Annotated in this window: 18 protein-coding genes, 1 tRNA gene and 1 pseudogene; 10 read left to right on the top strand and 10 right to left on the bottom strand. The window is 57.9% G+C overall.

What is annotated here, in order from left to right; translation table 11 throughout:
• On the bottom strand, window positions 1-304 hold a 304-nt coding region (locus B3187_RS17560), incomplete at its 3' end, for a hypothetical protein (RefSeq protein ID WP_286805400.1).
• Here B3187_RS17560 and ychF point away from each other — a divergent pair.
• The 3 genes and pseudogenes from ychF to hpf all read left to right on the top strand — a co-directional run bounded on the left by ychF (window position 198) and on the right by hpf (window position 2,053).
• Window positions 198-1,359: pseudogene (ychF, locus tag B3187_RS07060) on the top strand (redox-regulated ATPase YchF). The gene B3187_RS17560 and the pseudogene ychF sit on opposite strands and share 107 nt — an antisense overlap.
• A gap of 62 nt (window positions 1,360-1,421) precedes the next feature.
• Window positions 1,422-1,498 (top strand) — tRNA-Met (locus tag B3187_RS07055).
• Window positions 1,499-1,714: 216 nt separating this feature from the next.
• Window positions 1,715-2,053 carry a ribosome hibernation-promoting factor, HPF/YfiA family gene (gene hpf / locus B3187_RS07050; protein WP_123638017.1) on the top strand — a complete coding sequence of 113 codons (339 nt, stop codon included), beginning with the start codon at window positions 1,715-1,717 and terminating at the stop codon, window positions 2,051-2,053.
• Between the two features lie 80 nt (window positions 2,054-2,133).
• Here the strand turns inward: hpf and B3187_RS07045 are convergent, their stop codons facing one another.
• The 5 genes from B3187_RS07045 to B3187_RS07025 form a co-directional block, all read right to left on the bottom strand.
• Window positions 2,134-3,639, bottom strand: coding sequence for a tryptophan halogenase family protein (locus B3187_RS07045; protein ID WP_286805379.1), 1,506 nt, complete (start codon window positions 3,637-3,639; stop codon window positions 2,134-2,136).
• A gap of 29 nt (window positions 3,640-3,668) precedes the next feature.
• The gene (locus B3187_RS07040; RefSeq protein ID WP_286805377.1) at window positions 3,669-5,180 is read right to left on the bottom strand and encodes a putative 2OG-Fe(II) oxygenase; all 1,512 of its coding nucleotides are present in this window, start codon (window positions 5,178-5,180) and stop codon (window positions 3,669-3,671) included.
• A gap of 144 nt (window positions 5,181-5,324) precedes the next feature.
• Window positions 5,325-7,838 (bottom strand): TonB-dependent receptor, encoded by a 2,514-nt coding sequence (locus B3187_RS07035; protein WP_286805375.1) that lies wholly within the window; start codon window positions 7,836-7,838, stop codon window positions 5,325-5,327.
• 632 nt (window positions 7,839-8,470) lie between these two features.
• Window positions 8,471-10,195 (bottom strand): RagB/SusD family nutrient uptake outer membrane protein, encoded by a 1,725-nt coding sequence (locus tag B3187_RS07030; protein ID WP_286805373.1) that lies wholly within the window; start codon window positions 10,193-10,195, stop codon window positions 8,471-8,473.
• A gap of 49 nt (window positions 10,196-10,244) precedes the next feature.
• Window positions 10,245-13,160: a SusC/RagA family TonB-linked outer membrane protein gene (locus B3187_RS07025; protein ID WP_286805371.1), complete on the bottom strand. Its 2,916-nt coding sequence runs from the start codon at window positions 13,158-13,160 to the stop codon at window positions 10,245-10,247.
• 392 nt (window positions 13,161-13,552) lie between these two features.
• On the opposite strand from B3187_RS07025, the gene B3187_RS07020 reads away from it, so the two are divergent.
• From B3187_RS07020 to B3187_RS07010, 3 genes are all read left to right on the top strand, one after another.
• On the top strand, window positions 13,553-14,479 hold the full coding sequence (locus B3187_RS07020) for an ROK family protein (protein WP_286805369.1): 927 nt from the start codon (window positions 13,553-13,555) through the stop codon (window positions 14,477-14,479).
• An 86-nt stretch (window positions 14,480-14,565) separates the two neighbouring features.
• Complete coding sequence (locus B3187_RS07015) at window positions 14,566-15,963, top strand: sugar porter family MFS transporter (RefSeq protein WP_286805367.1); 1,398 nt, start codon at window positions 14,566-14,568, stop codon at window positions 15,961-15,963.
• A 45-nt stretch (window positions 15,964-16,008) separates the two neighbouring features.
• Complete coding sequence (locus B3187_RS07010) at window positions 16,009-17,631, top strand: glycoside hydrolase family 32 protein (RefSeq protein ID WP_286805366.1); 1,623 nt, start codon at window positions 16,009-16,011, stop codon at window positions 17,629-17,631.
• Window positions 17,632-17,714: 83 nt separating this feature from the next.
• Here B3187_RS07010 and B3187_RS07005 read toward each other — a convergent pair whose 3' ends face one another.
• From B3187_RS07005 to B3187_RS06990, 4 genes are all read right to left on the bottom strand, one after another.
• Window positions 17,715-18,935, bottom strand: coding sequence for an ROK family transcriptional regulator (locus tag B3187_RS07005; protein ID WP_024460945.1), 1,221 nt, complete (start codon window positions 18,933-18,935; stop codon window positions 17,715-17,717).
• Window positions 18,936-19,110: 175 nt separating this feature from the next.
• Window positions 19,111-19,647 carry a hypothetical protein gene (locus B3187_RS07000; protein ID WP_123638027.1) on the bottom strand — a complete coding sequence of 179 codons (537 nt, stop codon included), beginning with the start codon at window positions 19,645-19,647 and terminating at the stop codon, window positions 19,111-19,113.
• Window positions 19,648-19,730: 83 nt separating this feature from the next.
• On the bottom strand, window positions 19,731-20,498 hold the full coding sequence (locus B3187_RS06995) for a sulfite exporter TauE/SafE family protein (RefSeq protein ID WP_286805365.1): 768 nt from the start codon (window positions 20,496-20,498) through the stop codon (window positions 19,731-19,733).
• A 57-nt stretch (window positions 20,499-20,555) separates the two neighbouring features.
• Window positions 20,556-20,789, bottom strand: a complete 234-nt coding sequence (locus tag B3187_RS06990; protein ID WP_286805364.1) for a peptidase S14 — start codon at window positions 20,787-20,789, stop codon at window positions 20,556-20,558.
• A gap of 79 nt (window positions 20,790-20,868) precedes the next feature.
• Here B3187_RS06990 and B3187_RS06985 point away from each other — a divergent pair, with 79 nt between their 5' ends.
• The 4 genes from B3187_RS06985 (at window position 20,869) to B3187_RS06970 (ending at window position 25,353) form a co-directional block, all read left to right on the top strand.
• On the top strand, window positions 20,869-21,426 hold the full coding sequence (locus tag B3187_RS06985; RefSeq protein ID WP_286805362.1) for a glutathione S-transferase family protein: 558 nt from the start codon (window positions 20,869-20,871) through the stop codon (window positions 21,424-21,426).
• Window positions 21,427-21,516: 90 nt separating this feature from the next.
• On the top strand, window positions 21,517-22,545 hold the full coding sequence (locus B3187_RS06980; RefSeq protein ID WP_286805361.1) for a LacI family DNA-binding transcriptional regulator: 1,029 nt from the start codon (window positions 21,517-21,519) through the stop codon (window positions 22,543-22,545).
• 118 nt (window positions 22,546-22,663) lie between these two features.
• Entirely contained in the window at window positions 22,664-24,406 is a 1,743-nt protein-coding gene (gene araD / locus B3187_RS06975; RefSeq protein WP_286805360.1) for an L-arabinonate dehydratase, read from the top strand.
• Between the two features lie 56 nt (window positions 24,407-24,462).
• Complete coding sequence (locus B3187_RS06970; RefSeq protein ID WP_286805359.1) at window positions 24,463-25,353, top strand: dihydrodipicolinate synthase family protein; 891 nt, start codon at window positions 24,463-24,465, stop codon at window positions 25,351-25,353.
• Window positions 25,354-25,784 lie beyond the last annotated feature (431 nt).

Here is a 25,784-nt window from a genome sequence, read left to right as displayed (position 1 = left end):
TAAGCGCAAAGCGCGCATCCGCCATTACCACAAACACCCAACTATAACCGTAGGTCGTATTAGGCCCGAAGGGCCGTAATTCGACATTAACGGCAGGCCCTACTCCCGTACAGGCCAGACCTGTATAATCCGGGCCTGTTTTTTTCATTCTCTGGCTGGATATCAATTTCATGGGCTTTAACTGCGGCATCGTTGGCTTGCCCAACGTCGGAAAATCCACTCTTTTCAACGCACTGACCAAGGCGGGCATTGGCGCCGAGAACTTTCCGTTCTGTACCATCGAGCCCAACGCGGGGGTGGTCATGGTGCCCGACCCCCGCCAGGAGAAGCTCGCCGAGATCGTCAAACCGGAGAAGGTGGTCCCCACCACCATGGAGTTTGTGGANNAGCGGCATCGTGCCGATGCCCGATCCGCGTCTCGACGCGCTAGCGGCGATCGTCAAGCCGGAGCGGGTGATCCCGACCACCATGGAGTTCGTCGACATCGCCGGCCTGGTAGAAGGCGCCTCCAAAGGTGAAGGCCTGGGCAACAAGTTCCTGGCCAACATCCGTGAGACCGACGCCATCGCCCACGTGGTGCGCTGCTTTGAGGACGACAACGTCATTCACGTGGCCAACAGCGTCGATCCGGCGGCCGATATTGACGTGATCAACACCGAACTGGCCCTGGCGGACCTGGAAACCGTGGACAAGGCAGTGCAGCGCTACGCCAAGGCCGCCAAGGGCCAGGACAAGCACGCTATCGCTATGAAAGCACTGCTCGAGAAGGTTCAACCCCATCTGGACGAAGCCAAGCCCCTGCGCTCCTTTGGCCTGTCTGACGACGAGCTGGACCAGCTGCGCGAGCTGAACCTGTTGACCGTCAAGCCGACCATGTATATTGCCAACGTCTCCGAAGACGGCTTTGAGAACAACCCACTGCTGGACAAGGTGCGGGCCATTGCCGAGGAAGAGAAGGCCGTGGTGGTACCCATCTGCAACAAGCTGGAAGCGGAAATTGCCGAGCTGGAAGACGACGAAAAGGCGGAGTTCCTGGAAGAAATGGGCATGGACGAGCCGGGCCTGGACCGGGTGATCCGCGCAGGCTATGAGCTGCTGGGCCTGCACACCTACTTTACCGCCGGGGTGAAAGAGGTGCGCGCCTGGACCATTCCCGTCGGCGCCAGCGCCCCCCAGGCGGCCGGCAAGATCCACACTGACTTCGAAAAGGGCTTTATCCGGGCGGAAGTGGTCGCCTACGACGACTTTGTGGCCTATAAAGGGGAGCAGGGGGCCAAGGACGCTGGAAAATGGCGCCTGGAAGGCAAGGACTACATCGTCAAAGACGGCGACGTGGTGCACTTCCGCTTCAACGTATAAAACCCGCGAATCAGGGTTGACTTTAGGGGTGCAGACAGGGAAAATACGCGCCCTCACCAAGTGGCTAGGTAGCTCAGCTGGTTAGAGCACAGCACTCATAATGCTGGGGTCGGCGGTTCAAGTCCGCCCCTAGCTACCACTTTTGAGAAAACCCGCGCCTTGCGCGGGTTTTTTTATGGGTATTCATCTCCACCTGCCTTGACTTTCCCTCTCCTCGGACACATGTTTGTAACAGGAGGACAGAAAACGGGTTGGCACCGGGAACTCGCGGCCCAACCACGCAGTCCTCTTCCTTGAAGGCCTGGCCACGGCGTGGCAGGTCAGGGTTGCAAACTGAAAAGGTATTGGAGTCACTATGAATATACAGTTGTCCGGTCACCACGTGGATATCACCGACGGCATCCGCGAGGCCGTTGATAGCCGCTTCAAGAAGATCCAGAACCACTACCCCGACCTTGGAGACCTCTCCATGGCCCTCACCGTCGAACGGCACGCACAGGCCGTCGAGGTTACCACCCAGTTCAAAGGCGCTAAGGTGGCCGTACACGCCGAATCCCAGGATCTGTATGCCGCCATTGCCGATTCCGCCAAAAAGCTGGATGCCGCGCTAGCCAAGCGCAAAGGAACAACCCAATCCCACCGTCATGAAAAACCGGAACTTATGACTGAAGAGCCAGAATCCCTCAAAGATTGAGCCGTCCCCCCTGGATCCCTCGCGGGAGGGCCCAGGGGAGTATTAAAGGGGGGCAATCCGCCTTAGACCATTGTAATTTATTAACCGCCCGAGCAATATTTGTGAATAAAGGCCTGATGCTCTGGCAGTTGGTCTGCCGCCGCTGTCACGGCGGCACGCAGCTTTTCCAGCCAAGCACCGCCGTCCACAGTTCTGAACGCCAATAGCGGATCCACACGTTTTGGCCGGTGGTTCTGACCGACATGTACCGCCAGCCAACTATCCGGACCGAAAAGATCAGCGCCGTCCGCGATTAACCGGCCATAAGCGCCAAAGTGGTAAAGCTTGTTCTCCAGAGGTGTCGGTACTGGCATGTCCCGACATTCCCGCCACAGAGGGGAGTCGTCCCGCTCTGTGAGCTTATAGTGCAGAATCAGAAAATCTCGTATACGCTCAAACTCGTTGATGGTTATGCGGTTGTACTCGTCGATGACCGCCGAGTCAAAATCCCGATCCGGGAAGAAGCCGAGCAACCTGGATATAGCCGCCTGAACCAGATGTAGACTGGTGGACTCCAGCGGCTCCATAAAGCCACTGGAAAGGCCAACCGCCACGACATTTTTTTCCCAGAACTTTTCCCTTCGTCCGGTAGTGAACGCCAGCTCCCTGGGCTCGCCGAGGCGTTCGCCATCAAGATGCTTCAGCAAAGTCGCCGCTGCCTCATCGCTGCTGATATGGCGACTGCAGTACACATAACCATTACCGGTCCGATGCTGTAGCGGAATACGCCACTGCCAGCCGGCTGCATGTGCTGTTGAGCGCGTGTAGGGCGTTAGCTCACCTGGCGCACTGGCGACGGTCACCGCCCGATCGCAGGGCAACCAATCGCTCCAGTCCCGGTACCCGACTTTCATCGCCTCACCAATCAGCAAGGCCCTGAATCCCGAACAGTCGATAAACAGGTCACCTTCAATTCGCTCGCCACTGGCCATCTGCACCGACTCCACAAAGCCACTATCAGAATTCAAGTGCACATCGGTAACCGTGCCTTCACGGCGCTCTACGCCTTTGGCTTCAGAGTATTCACGTAAAAAAGCCGCATAGAGGCCAGCATCGAAATGATAGGCGTAATCGTAAGTAGAGAGCACATTGCGGGGATCTTGCACCGGAGGTGCGAATCGATTGCGGGAGGCCGCCGCCCAGGCCATGCTGTGTTCGTGCAACGGTGTGCTGGTCTCCCCACTCTCCCGTGCCCGGAGCCAATGGTGGTGCAGCGAGACGGTATCAAAATTCCGGCCGTGGGGACCGAAGGGGTGGAAATAACTGTGTCCCTGATGCGCCCAGTCGACGAACTGGATACCCAACTTGAACGTACCTTTCGTGCGCCGCAAAAACTCTCGTTCATCCAACCCGAGAACCCGATTGAACAGTCTTATCGGAGGTATCGTGGCCTCGCCCACGCCAATCGTGCCAATTGCATCGGATTCCACCAGGGTGATTGCACATTGCCCTTGCGTCGCGTTGGCGAGCGCAGCAGCCGACATCCAGCCGGCGCTGCCTCCGCCCACAATCACTATTCGGCGGAGTCGACGATCATCAGTATTCATTTGCTGTCATCCTGTCATTTCCGGCAGCATCAACGCCCGGTAGCGGCAGGTGCCACCACCGGCGGCGCCTGCACGTCAAACGCAACCGCCAGGCGCTCGCCATCAGTAAAAGGGACGGTAGAATGCCACAAGGTTGAGGGGAACAGCACCAACCGAGCGGCTTTGGGCTCAACCTCCTTGTAGGCCGGGAGATCAAGCTCAAGTTCCGGCGGTGGTGTACCGAACTGAAGCCAGCCCGCTGGCGGCTGCCCCATCCGCTCCCCCTCGGGCAGAGAAATATAGAGCGCCGAGCTGATCCAGCCCACCGGATGGGTATGACTGACATTGTAACCCTGGGATTTAAGGCGCACCGACCAACTACCGGAAAAGTGGACTCGCCCCCGCAACACCTCCTGTCGGTGGACTCCCAGAAGGGGATGACCAGCCACTGGCTCCGGCAAACGGCTGACGTAGGTCTGCACCGCCGCCTGAACCCGCGCTCTCAAGTCTCTCAGTATGGGTTCGTGACGCAGGAACAGGTTCTGATCGGTTTGCGTTCCGCCACGGACTGACTGCTCTGCATAGGGCGATCGGGCGGTGTGCAGTTGCCGCAGGAGCAGGGTGAGCTGAGCGAGTTCATTCCCGCTCAGGTCCAGCTCAAAGGTCTGTGCACGCCGGGCTTCCTCATCCAGCCATTCGGCTCGAGGATCCTTACGCAACCGCCAGATCAGAGACAGATAGGGCCAGATGACCGACGCGGAACGCGTATTCATATGGCGCAGTGCGGCCCGTTCTGCCCGATCCGGGTCACCCCGACGCAGGCTGTACCGAATCAACGCCATATCACGCACCACATCTTTGACCGAGGTGGTCTGTTCAAACAGCGTGGCTGCGCGCTCATCATCACCCGACTCACTCGCGACAAACAGCTCGGCCACCGTCAGCTGGGGATGCCCCTCAAAACGCTTTTCGGCCGCCTCAAGTACGCGACGGGATCCGATCCAGTCGCGAACCTGGGCAAGACTCCGGAACCATTCCAGCCACAAGGCCAGGTTGTCGGGCTGCCGAGCGCAGGCATCCTTGAAGCTATCGGTAAAATGCGTGGCATCACCACCAGTAAAGCGCAGACTGGCGATACTTTTATGGCCAGCCAACCAGCCGGGTTGCTGCTTCAAAGCATCCTGCAGAAGACCAATGGCCTTATCCCGTTGCCGCTCGGCGGCCAGCGCCGAGGTATAACCCCGCAATACATTAAGGTCATGAGGCGCCAGCTGCAAAACACGCTCAAAGGAGGCCGTTGACGGAAGGCCGGCCAGAAACCGGCTTTGAGCCAACGCCATCGCCGTATCCGCATTTCTCCCATCCAGCGCACAGGCCCGGGCGAAGGCCTCAGCGGCTTCCGGCTCCCACTGTTCCTGATGCAGCGCAAACCCCAACTGAGTCCAGATCGCTGCGCTATCGGGGTATTGCCCGGAAGCAGCCCGCAGTCGCTCAACCGCAAGGTCCGCGCGCCCTTCATTCATAGCCTGCTGTGCGTTTTGCAACACTTTATCGGTGGACACCACGTTACTCCGCCAGCACTGTCATCCACAAAAAAAAACGGGGCCGTGCCTCTTGCCACCACCCCGTGTACATTCGAAAAAGCCCACCGCCCCTGAACGCCAGGTTGCGGCGATCAGGGACAACGGGCTTGGGACCATCCCGTCTTAGAACAGGACTTTGATGGAGGCCCGGGCCGTCCGACCCAGGGCGGCGTTGCCGCTCAACACCGCTGGCGTAACCGACGTATCGTTTACGCCTCCCGCCCCGCGAAGATCTAACTCGTCCAGCAGATTATAGACCTGAAGTCCGAGCTCGAGGTTCTCTGTGGGGCTGTACTTGGCATTCGCCCCCCAGGTCGCCGAACCGGGCCACTCCCGCTGACCCGCATCCAGAGTATCGGTTTGCCCGGTCACGTTGAGTCCCACACTGAACTGGTCGGTCAGCTCATAGCTGGAGTAAATGGTGTAGGTCAGATCCGGAATACCACTGGCGCGACGGAAACTTTCATCACCCACACCCAACTGCTCGGCATCGGTAAAGGTGGCATTGGCGGTCACCGACAGACGGTCCCAGAAATAGGTGCCCAAGAGCTCGAAACCCTGCGACTTGTACTCGGCATCGATGATACAGCCACCGACATCCCCGAAGCCCAGGTCCCGACACACGGTCTGTGACAGCTCAAAGGTACTTTGTTTGAAATCACCTTTGAGTAGCGTCAGCTCAATCGAGTAGAGACCATCAAACAGCTCCCCGCGATTTTTGATACCCACCTCGTATTGATTGACGAAGTCGACATCGGCCACTCGGCCTGACTCATTCAGCGAACCATCAGCATTGATTTTTCCACTGACGGTCTGGCGATCCCCGTTGAAACGCCCGCCTTCGGAAGCACGTACAAACAGACTGGTATCCCTGGACGCCTTCCACAAACCGCCCACCGTCCAACTCTCATAGCTGGTGTCATAGTCCAGATTTTCCCGAGCGCCCTGCGCCTCCATGGTAGGAATCATCACGGTGACCTGATCACCGTTGAAGTCGGTGGTTTGCACGGGGGTATCGCCGGTCACCAAGCCGGCAACCGTCCATCCCGAGGATTTCACGTTCTCAAATCGGGTACTGACATCAAAGATGAACAGATCATTCTCCCAGTCCAACACGACATAGGGTGCCGTATTCGTGTAAGAAAGATCGTAATCCCTGGAACAGCAGTCCCCCCAGTTATCGTTGAACCCGGCAATACCACGGGCGGTGAGCAAGTTACCTTCATCGTCATACAGGTCCAGCATCGCCGGGTTATCACCACTCACTTCGGTATAGGCCCGATTGATGTGCCAATCCATGGCGATATCCTGCTTCATATGGAAATAGCCGGCACGTACCGTCAGATCACCATCTCCCAGCCAATACTCACCAATCAGGGTCAGGTCATTCACAAAGCTGCCCACATCACGCATATTGGTGTGCACATTGGGGCCGTTATCCAGATACTCCCGGTCATACAACTGACCGGCATTCGGGCCGTTGGCGTAACGGATTTCACCGACGGTCGCGCCGTTCACCATTGAGCCGGTCACGCTATCGGCACGAACCACGTTCTGAAACGGCGAGTAGAAGGTACCGCTCTGTTCGGTCCAGCGCATTTTGTTTTCGGCCCGAAGGTTATCGGTAAAGACGTACTGGAGCTCATTACCAATGGCCGTAGTTTTTGTGGCAATGCCATTCATCGGAACGGTTTCCAGATCGCCCTCACGGTTCACAATCTGGTTCTGATTATTCAGGATAGAGTAATTCGACTGGTCTCTGCCATCAAAGCCGGGAAACGCCTTGATGTTACTCACCTTGTCGCCGTTAACACTACCGAGAAACGGGCTGCCAGTGTAATTGGCTTCCTGAGTATCCGCGAACTTCCCCAAGAACCGGATATAGCCCTGGTTGTCGTCAAAGTACTTGGTGATATTACCTTTGATCTGAACACTATCGCTGGCTCCATAGGGAATTTCCAGCGGCCCTTCACCTTGCCGAACGAAACCGCCGATGTGGTAGTTGACCGAGTCGCTCGCGGGCCCACCGTAACGAAAGTCGATACGACTCTCATCAAAGCCCAAACCGGTGTTCGCCTGTATATAGCCACCTTCCTCCTGACCATAGTTACTGATGTAGTTGATGATCGCCCCAGGAGCCTGGGAGGTGTAGGTTCCCGCCGTACCACCACGAATACCTTCGACCTTATCCACCGATGCGTCAAAGCGGGTCCAGTAGTCATTGTTGCCAAACTGAATATCGCCAAACAGGACCGTGGGCAACCCATCTTCCTGAATCTGAACAAAAGGCGAACCGCCGGTCGCGACCGGAAGACCACGTACGGCGATATTGGCGTTACCGCCCGGCCCGGAGGTACCAGACACCTGAATCCCCGGAATCATCCGCAGCACCTCCGACTCGGAGCTGGGCTGAAAATCCTGAATGGCGTCGGTATTTACAGCAGTTACCGCGACGGAGCTTTCAATCTGGGATCGCCCACCACCGGCCGCGGCCGTGACCAGGATCTCTTCCAGGGCTGGCTGTTGCTGAGCTTGAGCGCTGAAGGGAAAGGCCAAAGCCAGCACTGACGATGACGCCAGAGCCATTTTGATGGCTGAAGCCAGAGGGGCTTTTTTGATACCCGGTTGTTTATCCACGTTACACCTCACATGTCTTAGTGATGAGGAGCCTATATGAGTCAACCGCCCGGCCATGGCGGACATCAGAGGAGGATTGCGCCGACGGGAACACTACATGCCCGAGCAGAACAACAGATTACTTACTCATAATAGCTCACACTTTTATTGTTTGCCCTACTACCTGCAACCCCAACTCGCCGGGCTCCAGATAAAAGGAGAGCTCTATTTTGAAAGCTGAACGACCGCTTCCGGTATTGACCTGAATTTATCCCTAGCCTTTTACCGCTTCTTCCATGCAGAGCAACTTACAGAATTCCCCGACTTATTTCAACACGTTTATTAAATAACAGGATTTGGCCATAATGTAATATAATTACTGCAACCTTCTGTTTTTAAAGGGTTTTATAATTACTGTTATAATGAACACACTGTTATATATTAATTTACGATATTGATTCCGGAATGATAACTCTCGCTATCGCCGGAATACCATTCAAACAAAAAAGCGCGACCCCTTAGGGCCGCGCCTGCACTAACGTTGTGCCAATATAGGGAGAGACATTCCCTGGGAGAGCTCCAGCACCCAACACGCTGGAGAGCGTCCTGCACCACGGAGAGCCGGGCGCAGGACGTGTTCAAAACACCCGGTTTCAGTAGCCCGGGTTCTGCTGGTAAGCACCGCCACTGAGGTTAATCTGCTGCTGCGGGATCGGCATATACTCATGCTTGCCGGCGGTGAACTCCGCATCGGTCAGATACTCTTTGCGCGTCTGCTCGACTTCCAGGTACGTGTCCAGCGTTTCTTTGGCCACCCCCCAACGAACCAGATCGAAGAACCGATGCCCTTCCAGACCCAGCTCCAGGCGACGCTCCCAGCGCAAGGCCTGACGGGCTTCGTCCTGATCGGCAAAATCGCTGTAGGTGCCAATGTTGTAGATGCTGAAGTTGTTACCGAGACGACCGGTACTGCCCGCTGCACGCTGACGAATCCGGTTGATGATCGGCAGTGCCTCGTCTTCGCGATTCAGCTCAATCAGTGCCTCGGCCTTCCACAGCAGAACATCGGCATAGCGAACCAGAATCGTATTTTTGGAGGTCACGGTAAATGGACCATTCTGCATACGGCACTCACAGTCCGGGTGCTCCAACTCTTTCATGGACACAAAATTACCGTAGGTCGCTGGGTTACGCGCCCAGGAATCACCATCTTCGATAATCAGATCTTCATCGTATTTGAACGGCTTGTCTTCCATCCCTACGGTGTGATCCAGGCGCGGGTCAACCATATCGGAGGACGCGTCGTAATTGGCATCGTTGAAGGTATCAAACAGGGGTAGACCATCAGCCCCGGTTTTGAAGGCATTGACAAAGTTTTCGGTCGGCACATGGAAACCACAGCACCCGAAACCACCGGCCATTGGGGTATTCAGAGCCACGCCCCAGGAGCCTCGGCCATCGGGGCTGCCATCTTCACGGGAACGCTGAATTTCAAACACGGACTCGCGATTGTTCTCGAACTCCCACAAGAAGTTCTCCGCGTAGTCATTTACCAGTCCATAGTGGCCATTTTCTTCAATGTCATCGACCAAACTGACCACCTCTTCCAGGTTGTCGGAATCGATACTGGTCACCTGGTGGTTCTCGTCCTGCACGTAGGCCTGATAGAGAAGCGTCTTGGCCAGGTAGGCCCGCGCCGCATCACGATCCGCCCGGCCCACTTGCGCCTGATCCTGAGGCAACGGCAGGTTTTCCACACCAAAGCGGAAATCAGCAGCGATCTTGTCCCACAACTCTTGCGAGGTCAGATCCACATTGCTCGCGGTTTCCACCTGCTCTGGAGTCATGGTTTCATCGATCCAGGGCACCTGGTCGTAGTGGATTTTAAGGTCGAAATAGAACACACCCCGGATAAAGCGAAGTTCCGCCTGACGTGCTGCTTTGTTCGGGTAGACACTTACATCCACGTCATTCATGACCTGAAGCGCCGAATTCACCCGGGAAATGCCCGTGAAATCTCGCACCCACTTCTTGTTGTTCAGATCGATAAAATCCGGTGGGAAGGACTCACCGTCAGCCACCAGAGGCTCGTACAGTGACAGAGCGTGATAGGCGAAAATGTCCGCCGCACCGTTACCGCCCTTGTGGGCATCGCCCGCACGCAGGTTCCCCGTTGGCCACAGGTACATTGGAGCGGTGTAGTGGTCGTTGCCCAGATATGAGTAGGCAGACGTCACCAGCGCATCCAGGTTATCAACGGTCTTTACCTGATCTTCACTCAGGGCCGACTTCGGCTCAACGTCCAGAGAGTCGCTGCCACACGCCGTAATGGCAAAGGCCATCACCGCGGACAGTGCTAACTTATATGTCTTATTCATGATGTTAACCTCAATTGTTCAATATTTGAATTCGTTATAGGGTCCCGGTTTAGAAGGTGACATTCACACCCACATTGATGCTGCGCGGAATCGGGAAAGTCGCTCCCGGCGTTTCCGGGTCCTGAGCCAGGGTGCCGTCCGGCGTAATGGTCAGCAGGTTCTGCCCCTGAATATAGAAGCGACCCGTGCTGGCACCAATGGCACCCCAGAAGGTATCCGACGGGGTGTAACCCACTGACAGGTCACGCAACTTGAGGTAGGAGGCATCTTCCCAGAAGAAGGTGGAAGAACGGGCCTCGTTGTTGTTGTCGACCAAGGTCAGCGCCGGCACGTTGCTGCCGGTATTGTCCGGGCTCCAGGCTCCCAGCACGCGATCACCATAGTTAGAACCGGCGTTGAGCGAGGTGAAGTCGGTGAAGAAGCGCCAATGGTTGCGAATCTGCCCACCGTGAACGCCCTGCCAGAACATATTGAAGTCCCAGTTTTCATAGCCGAGCTTGAAGTTCACGCCATAAATCAGATCCGGATCGGAAGTGGTGAAAAACGTCTGGTCAGCCTCGGTGATTTCGCCATCGCCATTCAGATCGGAGTAGCGAATTCGACCTGGTGCCGCGCCGCCCTGGGTGGCATGAGCATCGACTTCGTCCTGATTCTGGAACAAGCCGTCAGCTACGTAACCATAAACCGCATTGATGGACTGACCGAGAATAGTCTTGTCACGCCCATCACCCGGGAAGGAGTTCACCACGTCGGCGGGCAGTGAGATGACCTCGTTCTCGGCACTTGAGACGTTACCGCTGATCTCATAATTGAATACACCGACGCCATCAATCTCGAAGTCATTGGCATAGTTCAGCACCAGCTCGAAACCGGAGTTCTCGATGGTACCGCCATTAACAATCTGGGAGGCGCCTTCACCCTGAGTTGCCAGAGGCTGGGTGCGGGTCAGAATATCTTCGGTGGTCTTGTCGAACCAGTCCAGTGAACCCCAGAAGGAACCACCGAACATTTCAAAATCGATACCCACGTTGGTCTGTACCGATGTCTCCCACTTCAGGTCCGGGTTACCGATCTGCACCCGGGCGAAGCCCGACGGCAGGTTGCCGGTATCCGCACCATTCAGGTCGTACGCGGTGCCCTCATCCTGCTGAGTGGTAAACAGAGAGGTCGTCGCATAACGGCTTTCGTAGATGGTGGAAGTCGCCCGGGTATCGATTTCCTGGTTACCGTTTTCACCCCAGCTTGCACGCAGCTTCAGCTCGTCGATAAAGTCGACATCGAAAAAGGCTTCATCAGAAACAAACCAACCGGCAGACACGGCGGGGAAGGTACCGTACTGGTTGTTGTCACCAAACCGGGAAGAACCGTCGCGCCGTACCGTGACAGACGCCAGATAGCGACCTTCAAAATCGTAGTCAATCTGAGTGAAATAGGACTGCATATTCCAGGCGTCACCGGAGCCGCCCACTTCGGTTCCAGAGGTACCCTGGGACAGGAAGGCATAATCGCGATCATCCGATGCATAGCCCTGGTTACTGCCAGAGAATCCTTCGGTTTCAAAGTCAACTGTTTCCGCACCCACCAAAACCTTCAGGAAGTGACCACCGTCAAAATCCCAGCTCTGCTCGGCCGTATTGGTCCAGACCAGAGTCTTATTCCAGTTGTGCATAGTGCTCAGCTGGTCCTCAAAGTTGAGGTTACCCGCCTGAAATGCGCGAGTGTAATCGCGATAGTAGAACTGTCCGTAGTCCACACCAACGTTGGAGCGAAGAATCAGATCATCCAGCGGCCGATACTCTACATAGGCGTTACCCACCACCCGATTGTAGGTGTTCTCGTTATCCTTGTTCATTGCGATCAGACGAACCGGGTTGTCCCGGTCGGTAATGCCCGCTGCCGGGCCACCCCAACCCATACCGTCTTCCGTACGAATCGGAACAATGGACTGCTGCTCGATAGAAAGGTTGAGCACACCTTCTGCCAGATCGTTGACCTTATTGGACACTTGGTTGGTAAAGGTGAAGTTCTCGCCAATGGTTACGTCCCCATCAAGAAAGTCGAGACTGGAGTTGACACGAAACGCCAGACGCTCAAACTCGGATTCATCCACTACACCCTGTGCATTGTAGTAACCAAAAGAGGCATACACATTGGAGTTATCCGATGCATTGCCCATGGAGACATGAAGGTCACTGACCTTCGCGGTGCGGGTCACAGCGTCAAACCAATTGGTATTCGCCGGCCGCATGGTCTGTGCCGAATCAAGGTACTCCGGCAAACGGATTTCACTCAGCTCCGGGTTGGCGTAGTCGCCATTCCAGTCATAGGTATACAGGGGGCTGGCGTTATTCGGATCAGTACCATCATTGACGGCTGCCTGAAATACGGCACGGGCCCGCTGCTGAGTATTCAGAGGGTTCAGGTCATAGGAGTAATCCTGATAAGACTGATTGAGCTTGACTTGAACACCTTCCGCGTCAGAACCCTTCTTGGTGGTGATCACGATGACACCGTTGGCAGCTCGGGCACCGTAGACGCTGCCGGTCGCCGCGTCCCGCAGGACCTGGATGGAGGCAATATCGTTGGGGTTCAGCTCATGCATGCCTTTGGTGGTTGGCACGCCATCAATCACGTAGAGCGGGTCATTGAAACCAAGGCCGCCAATACCCTGCCCCCGAATACGCACGCGAGAGGATGGATTAGGGTTACCGTTTGAGGTGATCTGCACCCCTGGGAGTCGCCCCTGAAGGTTTTGCATGATGTTGCCGGAGGGCAGATCCTGAACATCGTCCAGGTTCACCGCATTCACTGCACCGAGCAGTTTCTTCTCTTCGGTGGTGCTGTAGCCGGTGACCACCACTTCTTCCAGCGGCTGGAGCGTGGGCTCACTGCCATCCTGGCCATAAGCCAGCCCCGGCGTTATGGCGCACGCCAGCGCGCTCAAGGTAAATAGTGACTTGTTCATAGAGTGCATCCTCTTATTTATTGTTGAAGCTTGGTCTTGGTAAACGGTCTGTAGGGAAACGCTTGGTGCGACTCCTCTTTACCCCTGCCTGACACCGGTCGAATAGCCATGCGTTATCGGGGAAAACCTTCTTATACTCAAAATCTATTAAGGCTTGAGCGTCGTCACACCCCCAGGCCCTGACCCTCTAAATTACAGAATGATTTACCTCATTTCAACTATTTTATTAACCTTGTGTTAATAATAATTGGGGATATAACTGCCATTTAATAAGCCTAAAATCATATAATTTCAAATAACCCCAGTATTGACACTTATATTTAACCGTGATTTACTTAATCGAAATAGGCGCATGCCGCTATTCAGTAAACCTAATAAGAGCGAGAATCAACGTGAAGTCACTACCCTGCCTGTATGCGGGCATCGAAGCCGGCGGCACCAAGTTCAATTGTGTGCTGGGTCGCTCTCCGACGGAGATTCTGGAGCGCGCCAGCTTTCCGACGACCCGCCCGGATGAAACCCTCGGTGCCGCCATCCAGTTTTTTGAGCAGGCCCAGGCCCGGCACGGTGCCATCGCATCGCTCGGGGTAGCCTGCTTTGGTCCGGTGGACCTGTCTCTGGACTCCCCCACATACGGCTTCATCACCGACACACCCAAGGCGCATTGGTCCAATACCGATGTGGTGGGCACGCTGTCCAAAGCCTTGGGCGTACCGGTGGCCTTTGATACCGACGTCAACGGTTCCGCGCTGGGGGAAGGTTCTCTGGGCGCTGCTCAGGGGCTGGACGACTATGTGTATGTCACCATCGGCACGGGCGTGGGCGCCGGCATCGTTGCCAATGGTCAGCCGGTGAAGGGTGCCATGCACCCGGAGGTCGGCCATATGCTTCTGCCCCATGACCGGGAGGTCGACCCCTTTCCTGGCGCCTGCCCTTTTCATGGAGACTGTGTCGAAGGCCTGGCCTCCGGCCCGGCGATTGAAAAGCGCTGGAAGCAGAAGGCCGACACCCTCCCCCAGGATCACGAGGCGTGGGACATTCAGGCTGATTATCTGGCCGCCCTGTGCTGGAACCTGACCGTCACCTACTCCCCCCAGCGGATCATTCTCGGGGGCGGGGTGATGAAGCAGGACCACCTGTTCCCGCGAATTCACCAGCGCTTTCAGGGCCATATCAATGGCTACCCCTGCGGTGGCGCTGCCAAAAACCCGCAAGACTATATTGTGGCCCCCGAGCTCGGCGGTCATGCGGGCGAAGTCGGTGCACTATTGATGGCACAGGCCATTGCGCCTTCGAGGACTTCAACCGCGGCCGGCTGACGGCTCTGATCATTCATTAATACAGAGGACCCACGCACGATGGCTCCCTTAAAATCACAAACAATAATCCAAGCGAGGTAGTAACCATGAACCATTCACCGGGGGCCGCACCGCCCCGTTCTCATCGAGTTGTCATTTTCAGCACCATCGTGGCCGCCCTCGGGGGGCTACTGTTCGGCTTTGATACCGCCGTCATTTCCGGCACCACCGGTGCACTGGAGCGGGAATTTGAACTCAGCAGCAACGGGCTGGGCTTTACCGTTGCCATCGCTCTGATCGGTACGGTCATCGGCGCATTGAGCGTGGGCAAACCGGCCGACTGGCTGGGCCGCAAGCGCTCTCTGATGGTCATTGCAGTAATGTATTTCATCTCTGCCGTGGGCAGCGCACTGGCCACGGTCTGGGGCGAGTTTCTGGTCTATCGCCTGATCGGCGGCCTGGCGGTGGGTGCCGCCTCAGTTGTGGCACCGATGTACATCGCGGAAATTTCCCCCGCCGCCATGCGCGGCCGGCTGGTGGCAATCAACCAGTTGAACGTGGTCGGTGGCATTCTGCTGGCGTTTCTGTCCAACTATGTGATTGGCCTGTCCATTGACGATGCGACGGCATGGCGCTGGATGCTGGGTATCGAAGCGGTACCCGCGGCACTGTTCCTCGCCCTGCTGTTCCTCATTCCCTACAGCCCGCGTTGGTTGGTCAAGAAAGGTCGCACCGTTGAAGCCCACGACGTTCTGGTCAAAATGGGCGAGCCCAACGTCGAGCAGGAGCTGGCGGATATCGAACGTTCACTGAAAGATAACGACAACGGCGCTTCGGACCGCCTGTTCCAGCGCAAATATATGTTCCCGATTTTCTGCGCCTGGGCCATTGCCATGTTCAATCAGCTCTCGGGCATCAACGCATTGATGTACTACGCGCCCCGCATCTTTGAGAGCGCCGGATTCAGCACCGAGGCATCCCTGCTGCAGGCGGTTCTGGTGGGTGGCACCAATTTCATGTTCACCGTCATCGCCCTGTTCATGATCGACAAGCTCGGCCGTCGTCCCCTGCTGTTCATCGGCTCCATCGGTACCGCCGCCTCGCTGTTTCTGGTCAGCTTCCAGTTTATGGCCGAGGAAATCTCCGGCAGCCTGGTGCTCTACGGTCTGCTAGGCTTTATTGCAGCCTTTGCCATCTCTCAGGGCGCCGTCATCTGGGTGTTCATCTCGGAAATTTTCCCCAACCGGGTGCGAGCCAAAGGCCAGGCGTTTGGCAGTTTCACCCACTGGTTCATGGCGGCCGCGGTGTCCTGGCTGTTCCCGGTGTTTGCCGACGGCAATGGCGGGCTGGTGTTTATTTTCTTCGGTCTGATGATGGTCCTGCAGTTCCTGTTTGTCTGGAAAATCATGCCGGAAACCAAAGGCACATCACTGGAAGATCTGGAGTACACACTACACGTGCGCGACAACGCACCCGACAACGCGAAAACCGCCGCATCGGCCTGAATCAGCGAATAATCAATCACCATAAATCGTATAGCGAGGTTTACCATGCGCAAGACATTCACCCTTCCCCTGACCTCCGCGCTGGCGCTGGCCGTCGCCGGCTGTACTGGCAGTAACACCACCAGCACACCGAACGACACCGCGGCGTCAGCAGAAACCAGCGGTCCGGCAACCACGGCTCCTTACCAGGAGACGTTCCGTCCGCAGTTCCACTTCACCCCAAAAGAGAACTGGATGAACGACCCCAACGGGCTGGTATACCACAACGGTGAATACCACATGTTCTACCAGTACAACCCCTACGGCGACAAATGGGGCCACATGAGCTGGGGTCACGCCATCAGCAAAGACCTGGTGCATTGGGAAGAGCAGAAGGTGGCCATTCCCGAAGACGAGGAGTACATGATCTTCTCGGGCAGCGCTGTGGTGGACCATCACAACACCTCCGGCTTCGGCACCAAGGACAACCCACCGATGGTGGCCATCTATACCGGCCACAAACAGGAACCGGAAAAGGGGCAGGATCAGCAACTGGCCTACAGCCTGGATAACGGTCGCACCTGGACCAAGTATGCGGGCAACCCGGTGCTGGATGAAGGCATGGAGAACTTCCGTGACCCGAAAGTGATCTGGCACGAAGAGAGCGAGCAGTGGATCATGGTGGTGGCCTTGTCGACTGACTACAAGATCGCCTTTTACAGCTCACCCAACCTGAAGGATTGGACCTTCCTGAGCCATTTCGAATCCCCGGGATCCGAGCTGGGCATCTGGGAATGCCCGGATCTGTTTGCTCTGCCGATTGACGGCGATGAAGACAAACGCAAATGGGTGCTGGAAGTGGACCTGGGTGCGGGCGAGGAAGGCTCTGTGGCCGGGGGCTCCGGTGGCCTCTACTTTGTGGGCGAGTTTGATGGCAAGCAGTTCATCCCCGATGAAGATGCCATGCCCGAGAGCGAATCCGGCCCGCACCAGTGGGTGGACTACGGTAAGGACTTTTACGCCGCCGTTTCCTGGTCCGACGTGCCGGAAGAAGACGGACGCCGTATTTGGGTCGGCTGGATGAATAACTGGCAGTATGCGCAGGAACTGCCCACCTCACCCTGGCGCAGCTCCCAGAGCATTCCGCGCACCCTGGAGCTGGCGAGCCACGACGGCGGCCTGAAAATGGTTCAGGAGCCGGTGGATGAGCTGCGGACCTTGCGGGGCGAGCAAAAATCACTGAGCAACCTGACCGTCACCAATGACACCCGTTCACTGGCCGACTGGAACATTCAGGGCAAGGCACTGGAAATGAAAGTGACCTTCACTCCGGGCAATGCCGAGGTGATTGGCCTCAACCTGCGCACCGGTAACGATGAAAAAACCGTGCTGCGCTACGACGTGAGCGAGGAAACGCTGGCGCTGGATCGCACCCAGTCCGGACAGGTGGACTTCCACGCGGATTTCCCGGGCGTTCATGTGGCACCGCTGCCGCTGGATAACGGTCAGGTGGAGCTGCACGTGTTTATCGACTGGTCCTCGGTGGAAGTCTTTGCGCACGACGGCGTGGTCGCCATCAGTGACAAGATTTTCCCACAACCGGACAGCGAGGGCGTTGAAGTGTTTGTCGAAGGCGGTAGCGCCACCTTTGACCGCATCGAAGCCTGGCCACTCAAGTCCATCTGGTAAGCGCTCACCGAAGCAACGTAACAAAAAAGCCCCGGCACTTGCCGGGGCTTTTTTGTTGGAGCCGCCATTACATCAACGCCGACTCAGATCATGCGCCGCTCCGGCACACTGCCTTTGAGCAGTACGGTTTTATCCGCGCCGAAAGACGAATAGAACGGCAGAATGCCGCCGCCCACCGCAATCGCGTCCGGGCCCAGTTGCCCCGGAATGATGGCCGGCACAAAAATATCCTTGGCCGCCATACTACCCAGGCGCCGCTCTACCATCGCCACCAGCTCTTCAATGATAAAGCGCGGCAGGTTGGCATCGATCACAATGGCTTTCAGATCCAGGATGCTGATGGCCGAAAGAAAGGCAAACACCATGGCATCGGCACAGTCGTTCATCCACTCCTGGATGTAGATACGGGCATTATCGATGTGCTCGGGCAGCTCGCCGATGTGACTGATCTCGATGCCCTTCTGGTTCAGATACCGGCGGAGTGTCAGCAGCGACGCCCGCTGGGTCAACATGTCAAAACCGCCCTTGCCCGGCTCATGGCCGAACAGCTCGGAGTGGGGAACGGGCATTGACGCCAGCTCCGCCGCGTTGCCATGCACACCGGGCTCCAGGTTGCCGTGCAGCACCAGGCCACCGCCGATAAAGGCGCCGATATTGACGTACAGAAAATCCGAAATATCCCGCCCGACGCCGAGCTGCAACTCCGCCACGGCCGCAGCGGCCCCGTCGTTTTCAAAAAACACTGGCAGGTCAATACGACTGGAAATCTCTTCGCTCAAATTGATATTGCGCCAGCGCTCAGACAGCTCATCGGCCATTTCCAGATCGCTCGGCCAGGCGCCCAGGAACCAGGGCATGGCCACTCCGACCCCACGCAGGCGCTTCTGACCGGATTTGTCCAGGTGGTTGCGCAGCTCGGGCAGCAAAAGATCGATCTGTTCGATGATGTAGTCCGGATCCGGCTGATCGAATTCGCGTTTGAATTGGGCCAGGGTCTTGCCGCTGAAGTCCAGCAACAGCAGCTCCAGATCGCGCCGCCCGATCTTGATGCCAATGGAGTAGGCGCCGGCCGGGTTGATGGCGTAGAGAGTTGACGGCTGACCGAGACCACCGAGGCGGCGCCCTTCACGAATCACCAGCTCGTTCTGCTCGAGGTCATCAACGATGCGGGTCACCGCCTGGGGCGTGAGGTTGGTGGCCCGCGCCAGATCGGATTTGGACGCGGTGCGGTATTTGCGCAAATGGGTGAGCATCACCCGCTCGTTATAGCGACGCAGGCCGCTGGAGTTACTGCCCTGACTCATGTATTCCGGCTCCCGATTGGACTGACGGCTACCGCTTCGATGATTGAATACGTATTCAACGGCAGCCCTTTGTCAAACATCACCGTAGTTTAACAAGGCGCGGACCATTAAGGCCAGCACCTTGTCAGTTCTGGGCTGGAACCCCAGCAGTCCGGTTCATTAGTCTCGCCAGGTATTATTCCAGCCAGACCGGATAGTAGTCATACTCGCAGTAGCTGGAGTCCAGATCACACACTTCCAGCACCGCATAGAGCTTCTCGGGCAACTCGTAAATCAGCGGGCTCACATCGGTCACATAATCATCCAGGCCGCAGGCCATGGTCAGGTCCGGGTAGTACTGACAGATGCGGATGGCTTCCTGGTCACAGGGCAGGCCCTCGCCGCACACTTCGGTGTACACCCCGTAGCTGCCGGTCAATGACGGGCGGTCGTTCAGGCGGAAACTCACCTGATAATCTTCCAGGCTGTTCACCTGCCAGTCGATCTCGAAAATGCCCGCATCCACATAGGGATCAAACGTCAGCGGCACCCCCGGATCCAGCGCCGTATCCACGCCATAGCTGTCGATGATATTGAAGGTTTTGAGATAGGGCACAAAGTCCGAACCCCGATGGGGACTATCGTTGACGTGCGTGACCTGCACATGGCTTTCATCGCACCCCATCAGGATCAACGAGGCAGTCATCACGATCAGGCTCAGTATACGATTCACGGGGCACCCCCTATGCATTCCGGTTAACGTAATGCCAGATTACCTTCCGGGATCTGAATCGAAACTGAACGCGCGGGCGAAAGTCAGGCGGCAAGCAAACCGGCCGCGCCTTCCACTAACAGCTTGATACCGGCGACCAGCAACAGACCATAGCAGGTCCAGTAGAACCAGCGATCGGACACCCGCTTGTGCAGGTAAACGCCCAACAGCACCCCCAGGGGCGCGAATGGCAGAAGCACCAGGGCGGTGGTGATATTGCCGATATTCAACTGACCAAAGAAGGCGTAGGGCACCAGCTTGGTGTAGTTGACCACACTGAAAAACAGCACCGTGGTGCCCACAAACACGGTTTTGGACAGGTGCTGAGGCAAGAGATAAATCGCAATGGGTGGGCCACCGGCGTGCGCAATATAGCTGACGTAGCCGGACACGCCGCTCCAGAAACCGCCTCGCCAGACGCTGGGCCCGTGGGCATGGAGCCGCTGCAACAGGTATTTGCCCCAGAGGTAGTGGCCCACAAAGTAGAGTGCCATGACGCCGATCATCAGGCGAATCATATCCACGCTCATGTACTGAAAGGTCAACGCACCGCCGAGCAGGCCCACCATGGCCCAGGGAAACATGATCTTCAGGTTGGCCCAGTCCCAGCGGCCGCGAAAGCTCCACAGGCTGACCAGATCCATGGTGCACAGAATGGGCAGAAGGATACCGGCGGCCATCCGGGGATCGATCATCAGGCTCAGCGCCGGCACCGCCAGGGTGCCCAGGCCGCCACCAAAACCGCCTTTGGACAGGCCCACCAGCAACACCACCGGAATCGCCAGTGCGTAGAACTCCCAACCGCCAATCATCCGCCGCTCCCGTCAAAAAGCGGCCATTGTACCAGTGAGTTACCCCCTCAAGCGCTGCTATCCTTTATCGGGATCGCCACTTGAGCCACCGGGGCCCTCTTTCTCCAGTCGCTCCAGTTCTTTCTGGTAGGCTTCCAGATCTTCCCAGTCATAAGGCGTCCCGGCGTTCAGGTGATCCGGGTGGCGGGCCCGCTCTTTGGCATGGGCCTGCAGGGAGTGATCCTCCTGTTCATGTTCTTTGACTTTTTCGCGCTCACGCTCGTACTTTTTCAGAAATTCCGACGCTTTCATCGCACACCTCCGGGCCCATTGGCCCCAAAAACCACACTTTTCCGTTATCATTAGGACAACACCAGAGGAGTCACTATCCATGCAACTGTTTGGCAGCTACACCTCCCCCTACGTTCGCCACTGCCGCATCGCGCTGGCCGAAACCGGCTTGCGTTGCGAGTTCATTGAAAGCGATACCCGCACCAGCGCCGAGCGCTCGCCCAGTCAGAAACTGCCCTTTCTACAGGACGGTGAACTGCTGTTGACCGACTCGTCTTCCATTCTGCGCTATCTGCGGGAAAAAGCCGGCCAAAGCTTCTTTCCCAGTCTTCGGGATTACGACGATTTCTGCCTGACCAATACCCTGATGGATGCCGCTCAGATTCTCCTGGTGCTGGAGCGTGACGGCCTGACCCCGGAACAAAGCCCCTACCTGGAACGCCAGCGTCGGCGCATTGACACCTGTCTCGATGCCCTGGCCCAGCGCCCTCTGAGCAGCCAGGCGCCCTACAGCGACTTTGAACTGCGCCTGGGGTGCGTTCTGGCCTGGGGCCGCTACCGGGACCGCTTCAATTTTCACCAGTACCCGAGTCTTACGGAGCTGCTGGAAGGCCTGGATCAATATGCGCCATTTGCCGACACGGCGCCACCTCAGTGATCCGACTGAATAACGCGTCAGTATTTTTATAAGAAGACCGACTGCTGCAGAGGCGGTCGACTCCGACCAACCACGAGAATCGACACGACCATGACTGAGCGACAGACCCAGCACCCACAACGCGGCCGGGCGCCCACTCTGATCGACGTGGCCAAAGTGGCGGGCGTCTCGCCCATTACCGTTTCCCGGGCGCTTAATCAGCCCGAACGGGTGTCGGAAAAGGCGCGAGCCAAAGTCACCGCCGCGGTCGAGAAAACCGGCTACCTGCCCAACATGCTCGCCGGCAGCCTGGCCACCCAGAGCAGCCGCCTGGTAGCGCTGATCGTACCGACGATCGCCAATCCGATTTTCGCCGAAACCGTCCGGGCCATCACCGAAACCCTGGAACAGGCCGGTTACCAGACCTTGCTCGGGTTATCCGGGTACTCCGAGGCCCAGGAGCAAGACCTGCTGGAGGCCATTCTCTGTCGCCGTCCGGATGGCATCATCCTCACCGGCCTGAACCACACCGACATCAGCCGAACCCGCCTCAAGGCCGCCGCGATTCCCATTGTCGAAACCTGGGATCTGGGGGATCAGCCCCTCGATGCCCTGGTCGGCTTCTCGCACCTGGACGTGGGCCGCAGTGTCGGGCAGTACCTGCTGAACCAGGGACTCCGACGTTTCGCGGCCATCAGTGCCGACGACCAGCGCGCTGAAGACCGCCTGGCGGGCTTCATTCAGGCTCTGGACGAGGCCGGTATCAGCCCCGACGCCGTGGAGCGACTGGAAACCCCCGCCCGCTTCAGCCAGGGCCGGCAGGCCTTTGCCCGCCTGCTGGAGCAGGGGATCCGGGCCGAGGCGGTTTACTGCAGTTCCGACACCCTCGCCCAAGGGGTACTGACCGAAGCCAGGGCCCGGAACATCGACATCCCCGGTGACATGGCGTTGATCGGGTTCGGCGACCTGGATTTCGCCGCCCACACCCTGCCCTCGCTCACCTCGGTGCAGATCAACGGCGCCGAAATCGGGTATCGCGCGGCCCAGCACCTGCTCAGCGCCATGACCGGCGAACACCCTCCGACCGAGCCCGTGACCATCGACGTGGGCTTCCAGATCGTCAAACGCGACAGCGCCTGATTTTCCGTCTTTTTGCCATCGGGTCTTGCAATCCAAAAATGATTGCGCAATCATAGCAGCCATCAACCGGGCCCAGACGGCCTTAAAACAGCTATAAAAACACGACAGAGAGAACCCTATGAGCCAGCCCAAACGCTCTCCCGAAGAGCTGCGCAGTCACCGCTGGTACGGCGTCAAAGACCTGCGCTCCTTCGGCCACCGATCCCGGACCGCCCAGATGGGCTACACCCGCGACGACTACGCCGGCAAGCCGGTGATTGCCATCGTCAATACCTGGAGCGACATCAACCCCTGCCATACCCACTTCAAACAGCGAGTGGAAGAGGTCAAGCGCGGCGTCTGGCAAGCGGGGGGCTTCCCGGTGGAGCTGCCGGCGTCCACCCTGTCCGAGCCCTTCCAGAAACCCACTGCCATGCTCTATCGCAATATGCTGGCCATGGAAACCGAAGAGCTGTTGCGCGCCTATCCGGCCGACGGTGTAGTGCTGATGGGCGGCTGCGATAAAACCACCCCCGCCCTGATCATGGGGGCCATTTCCGCCAACCTGCCCGCGATTTTTGTACCCGCCGGGCCCATGCTACGCGGAAACTGGCAGGGCAAGACCCTGGGCAGTGGTTCCGACACCTGGAAATACTGGGCCGAACTGCGCGCCGGCAACATCACCGAGGAAGACTGGCAGGGCGTGGAAAGCGGCATTGCCCGCTCCCCGGGGCACTGCATGACCATGGGCACCGCCTCCACCATGACCAGCGTGGCCGAGACCCTGGGCCTGTGCCTGACCGGCGCCGCCTCCATTCCCGCGCCGGATTCGCGCCACGCCCAGATGGCCTGTAGCACCGGCAAGCGCATCGTGGAAATGGTCTGGGAGGATCTGACCCCGAAAGACATTCTCACTGAGACGTCATTCGACAACGCCATCAAAGTCGCGCTGGCTCTGTCCGGCTCCACCAACTCGATCGTGCACATCATCGCCATGGCCCGCCGCGCCGGTTTCCCTCTGACCCTCGACCGGTTTGACGCCCTTGCGCGACACACCCCGGTGATCGCCAACCTGCGCCCCGCCGGCGCTTACCTGATGGAAGACTTCTACTACGCCGGAGGCCTGCCCGCCCTGCAGGAAGTGATGAAGTCCCTGCTGGATCTGAACCAACTCACCGTCACCGGCAAAACCCTCGGCGAAAACATCGCCGGCGCACGGGTCTTCAACGACGATGTCATTCGCTCCCTCGACAACGCGCTGTCCGAGCGGGACGGCATTGCCGTGCTGCGTGGCAATCTGGCCCCCGATGGCGCGGTGATCAAACCCCCCGCCGCCGAACCGCACCTGCTGGTGCATACCGGCCCGGCGGTGGTGTTTGAAAACCATCAGGAAATGAGCGAGCGCATCGATGACCCGGCCCTGGAGATCACCGAAAACTCCATCATCGTACTCAAAAGCGCCGGCCCCCAGGGCGCACCAGGCATGCCCGAGTGGGGCCAATTGCCCATCCCGAAAAAACTGTTGGAAAAAGGCGTGCGCGACATGCTGCGCATTTCAGACGCGCGCATGAGCGGCACCAGCTACGGCGCCTGCGTCCTGCACGTTGCCCCGGAATCGCACGTCGGGGGGCCCCTGGCCTTAGTGCAGACCGGTGATCTGATTGAATTGAACGTACCCGAGCGCAAACTCAATCTGCTGATCGACGAGGAGGAAATGGCCCGTCGACGCGCCAACTGGAAGGCGCAGGAGCCCAAGTTCAGCCGCGGCTGGGGCGCGCTCTATCAATCCCATGTGAGCCAGGCCAACGAAGGCTGTGATTTCGATTTCCTGGAAACCATTCCGGTGACCGACATCACCGATCAGGAACCCGATATTCACTGACGCCGCCACGCGCTAAAAAAACACTCGCGAGCACCAAAAAACACGAGAGAACTGTTATGTACGAAGCCATGCGCAACGCCCTGAACGGCATCTCCGGAGTACACATCACCCCCTATGACAACATGGGCGAAGTCGATCAACCCCTGCTGCACAAGGTGGTCGATCGCATCGCCAGCGCCGGGATTCACAACATCGTCACCGGCGGCAATACCGGCGAGTTTTACGCCCAGGACCTGGACGAAGCCGTGCTCGGCTATCAGGTTGCAGTAGAGGCCAACGCCGGTCGCGCCAAAGTCACTGCCGGTGTCGGGCGCAGCGGCCGGGAAGCCATCCGCCTGGCAAAAGCCGCCCAAGAGGCCGGTGCCGACGCCCTGATGATCCACCAGCCACCGGACCCCTTCTGCTCGCCCCGGTTGGTCATCGACTATATTCAACAGATCGCCGACAGCACCGACCTGCCCATCATCGCCTACGCCCGCAGCCCGGGCCTGGAGCCGGGGCACTTCGTTCGCCTGGCGGAAATAGAGAATGTGGTAGCGGTCAAGTATGCTGTACCCGACCCGATCCGGCTGGGTGAATGTATCCGCGCCACTCAGGGCAGCCCCCTGCAGTGGTTGTGCGGTCTGGCGGAAAGCTGGGCCCTACCCTTCTACGCTTGCGGCGCCCGGGGTTTTACTTCGGGACTGGTGAATGTGGCCCCGGAGTTGTCTCTGACGATTCACGCGGCGCTGGAGCGCGAGGCGATGAGTGAGGCCCGGGCTTTGGTGGACCGGATTGCCGAGTTTGAAAAAATGCGCACCTTTGAGGCCAATGGGGCGAACGTGACGGTGGTGAAAGAGGCGATGCAGATTCAGGGATGGCCCGTGGGGCCGACGCGCGCACCCGGGGTGGTTGAGTTGAGTGAGGCACAGCGTGAGGCGTTGAAGGAGATTTTGAAAGGTTGGTAATACCTCGGAGGAGCTTAGTTACAGCGCTTCGTATCGGAATGCTCCGCCTGGGTATACCTTTGTGAGACACGCCGTGAACCCGGTCCCCTTCGCGCTCCCGGCGCTTCGGGACACTTCCCACATCCATGTGGGGCGTCCACGGGCTCGACGCGCGGAGTCCCTCCGCTTACGGTCTCACAAAGGGTTACCCTGCCTCCGCGCTGCCAAATTAACGTTTCGGGAAATAGCACCTTTCGGATGTGGGGTTTGGTGTTGCACGGCAGGTTGCGTAGGGGCAGAGCGCAGCGAACAAACTGCGCATCCGCCGTTACCCAAGTTATTGTACAAAAAACGTTATTCCGCGCATCAAGTTTGGTAACGGCGGATGCGCTTCGCTTATCCGCCCTACGCGACCTTTGGCACTGAGGTCCGGGAAGGGGGAACACCGTTTC

The sequence above is a fragment of the Marinimicrobium sp. UBA4209 genome (genome assembly GCF_002381585.1).
GTDB classification, from domain to species: Bacteria; Pseudomonadota; Gammaproteobacteria; order Pseudomonadales; family Cellvibrionaceae; genus Marinimicrobium; species Marinimicrobium koreense.
This window is presented reverse-complemented; position numbering and strand designations above follow the sequence as displayed.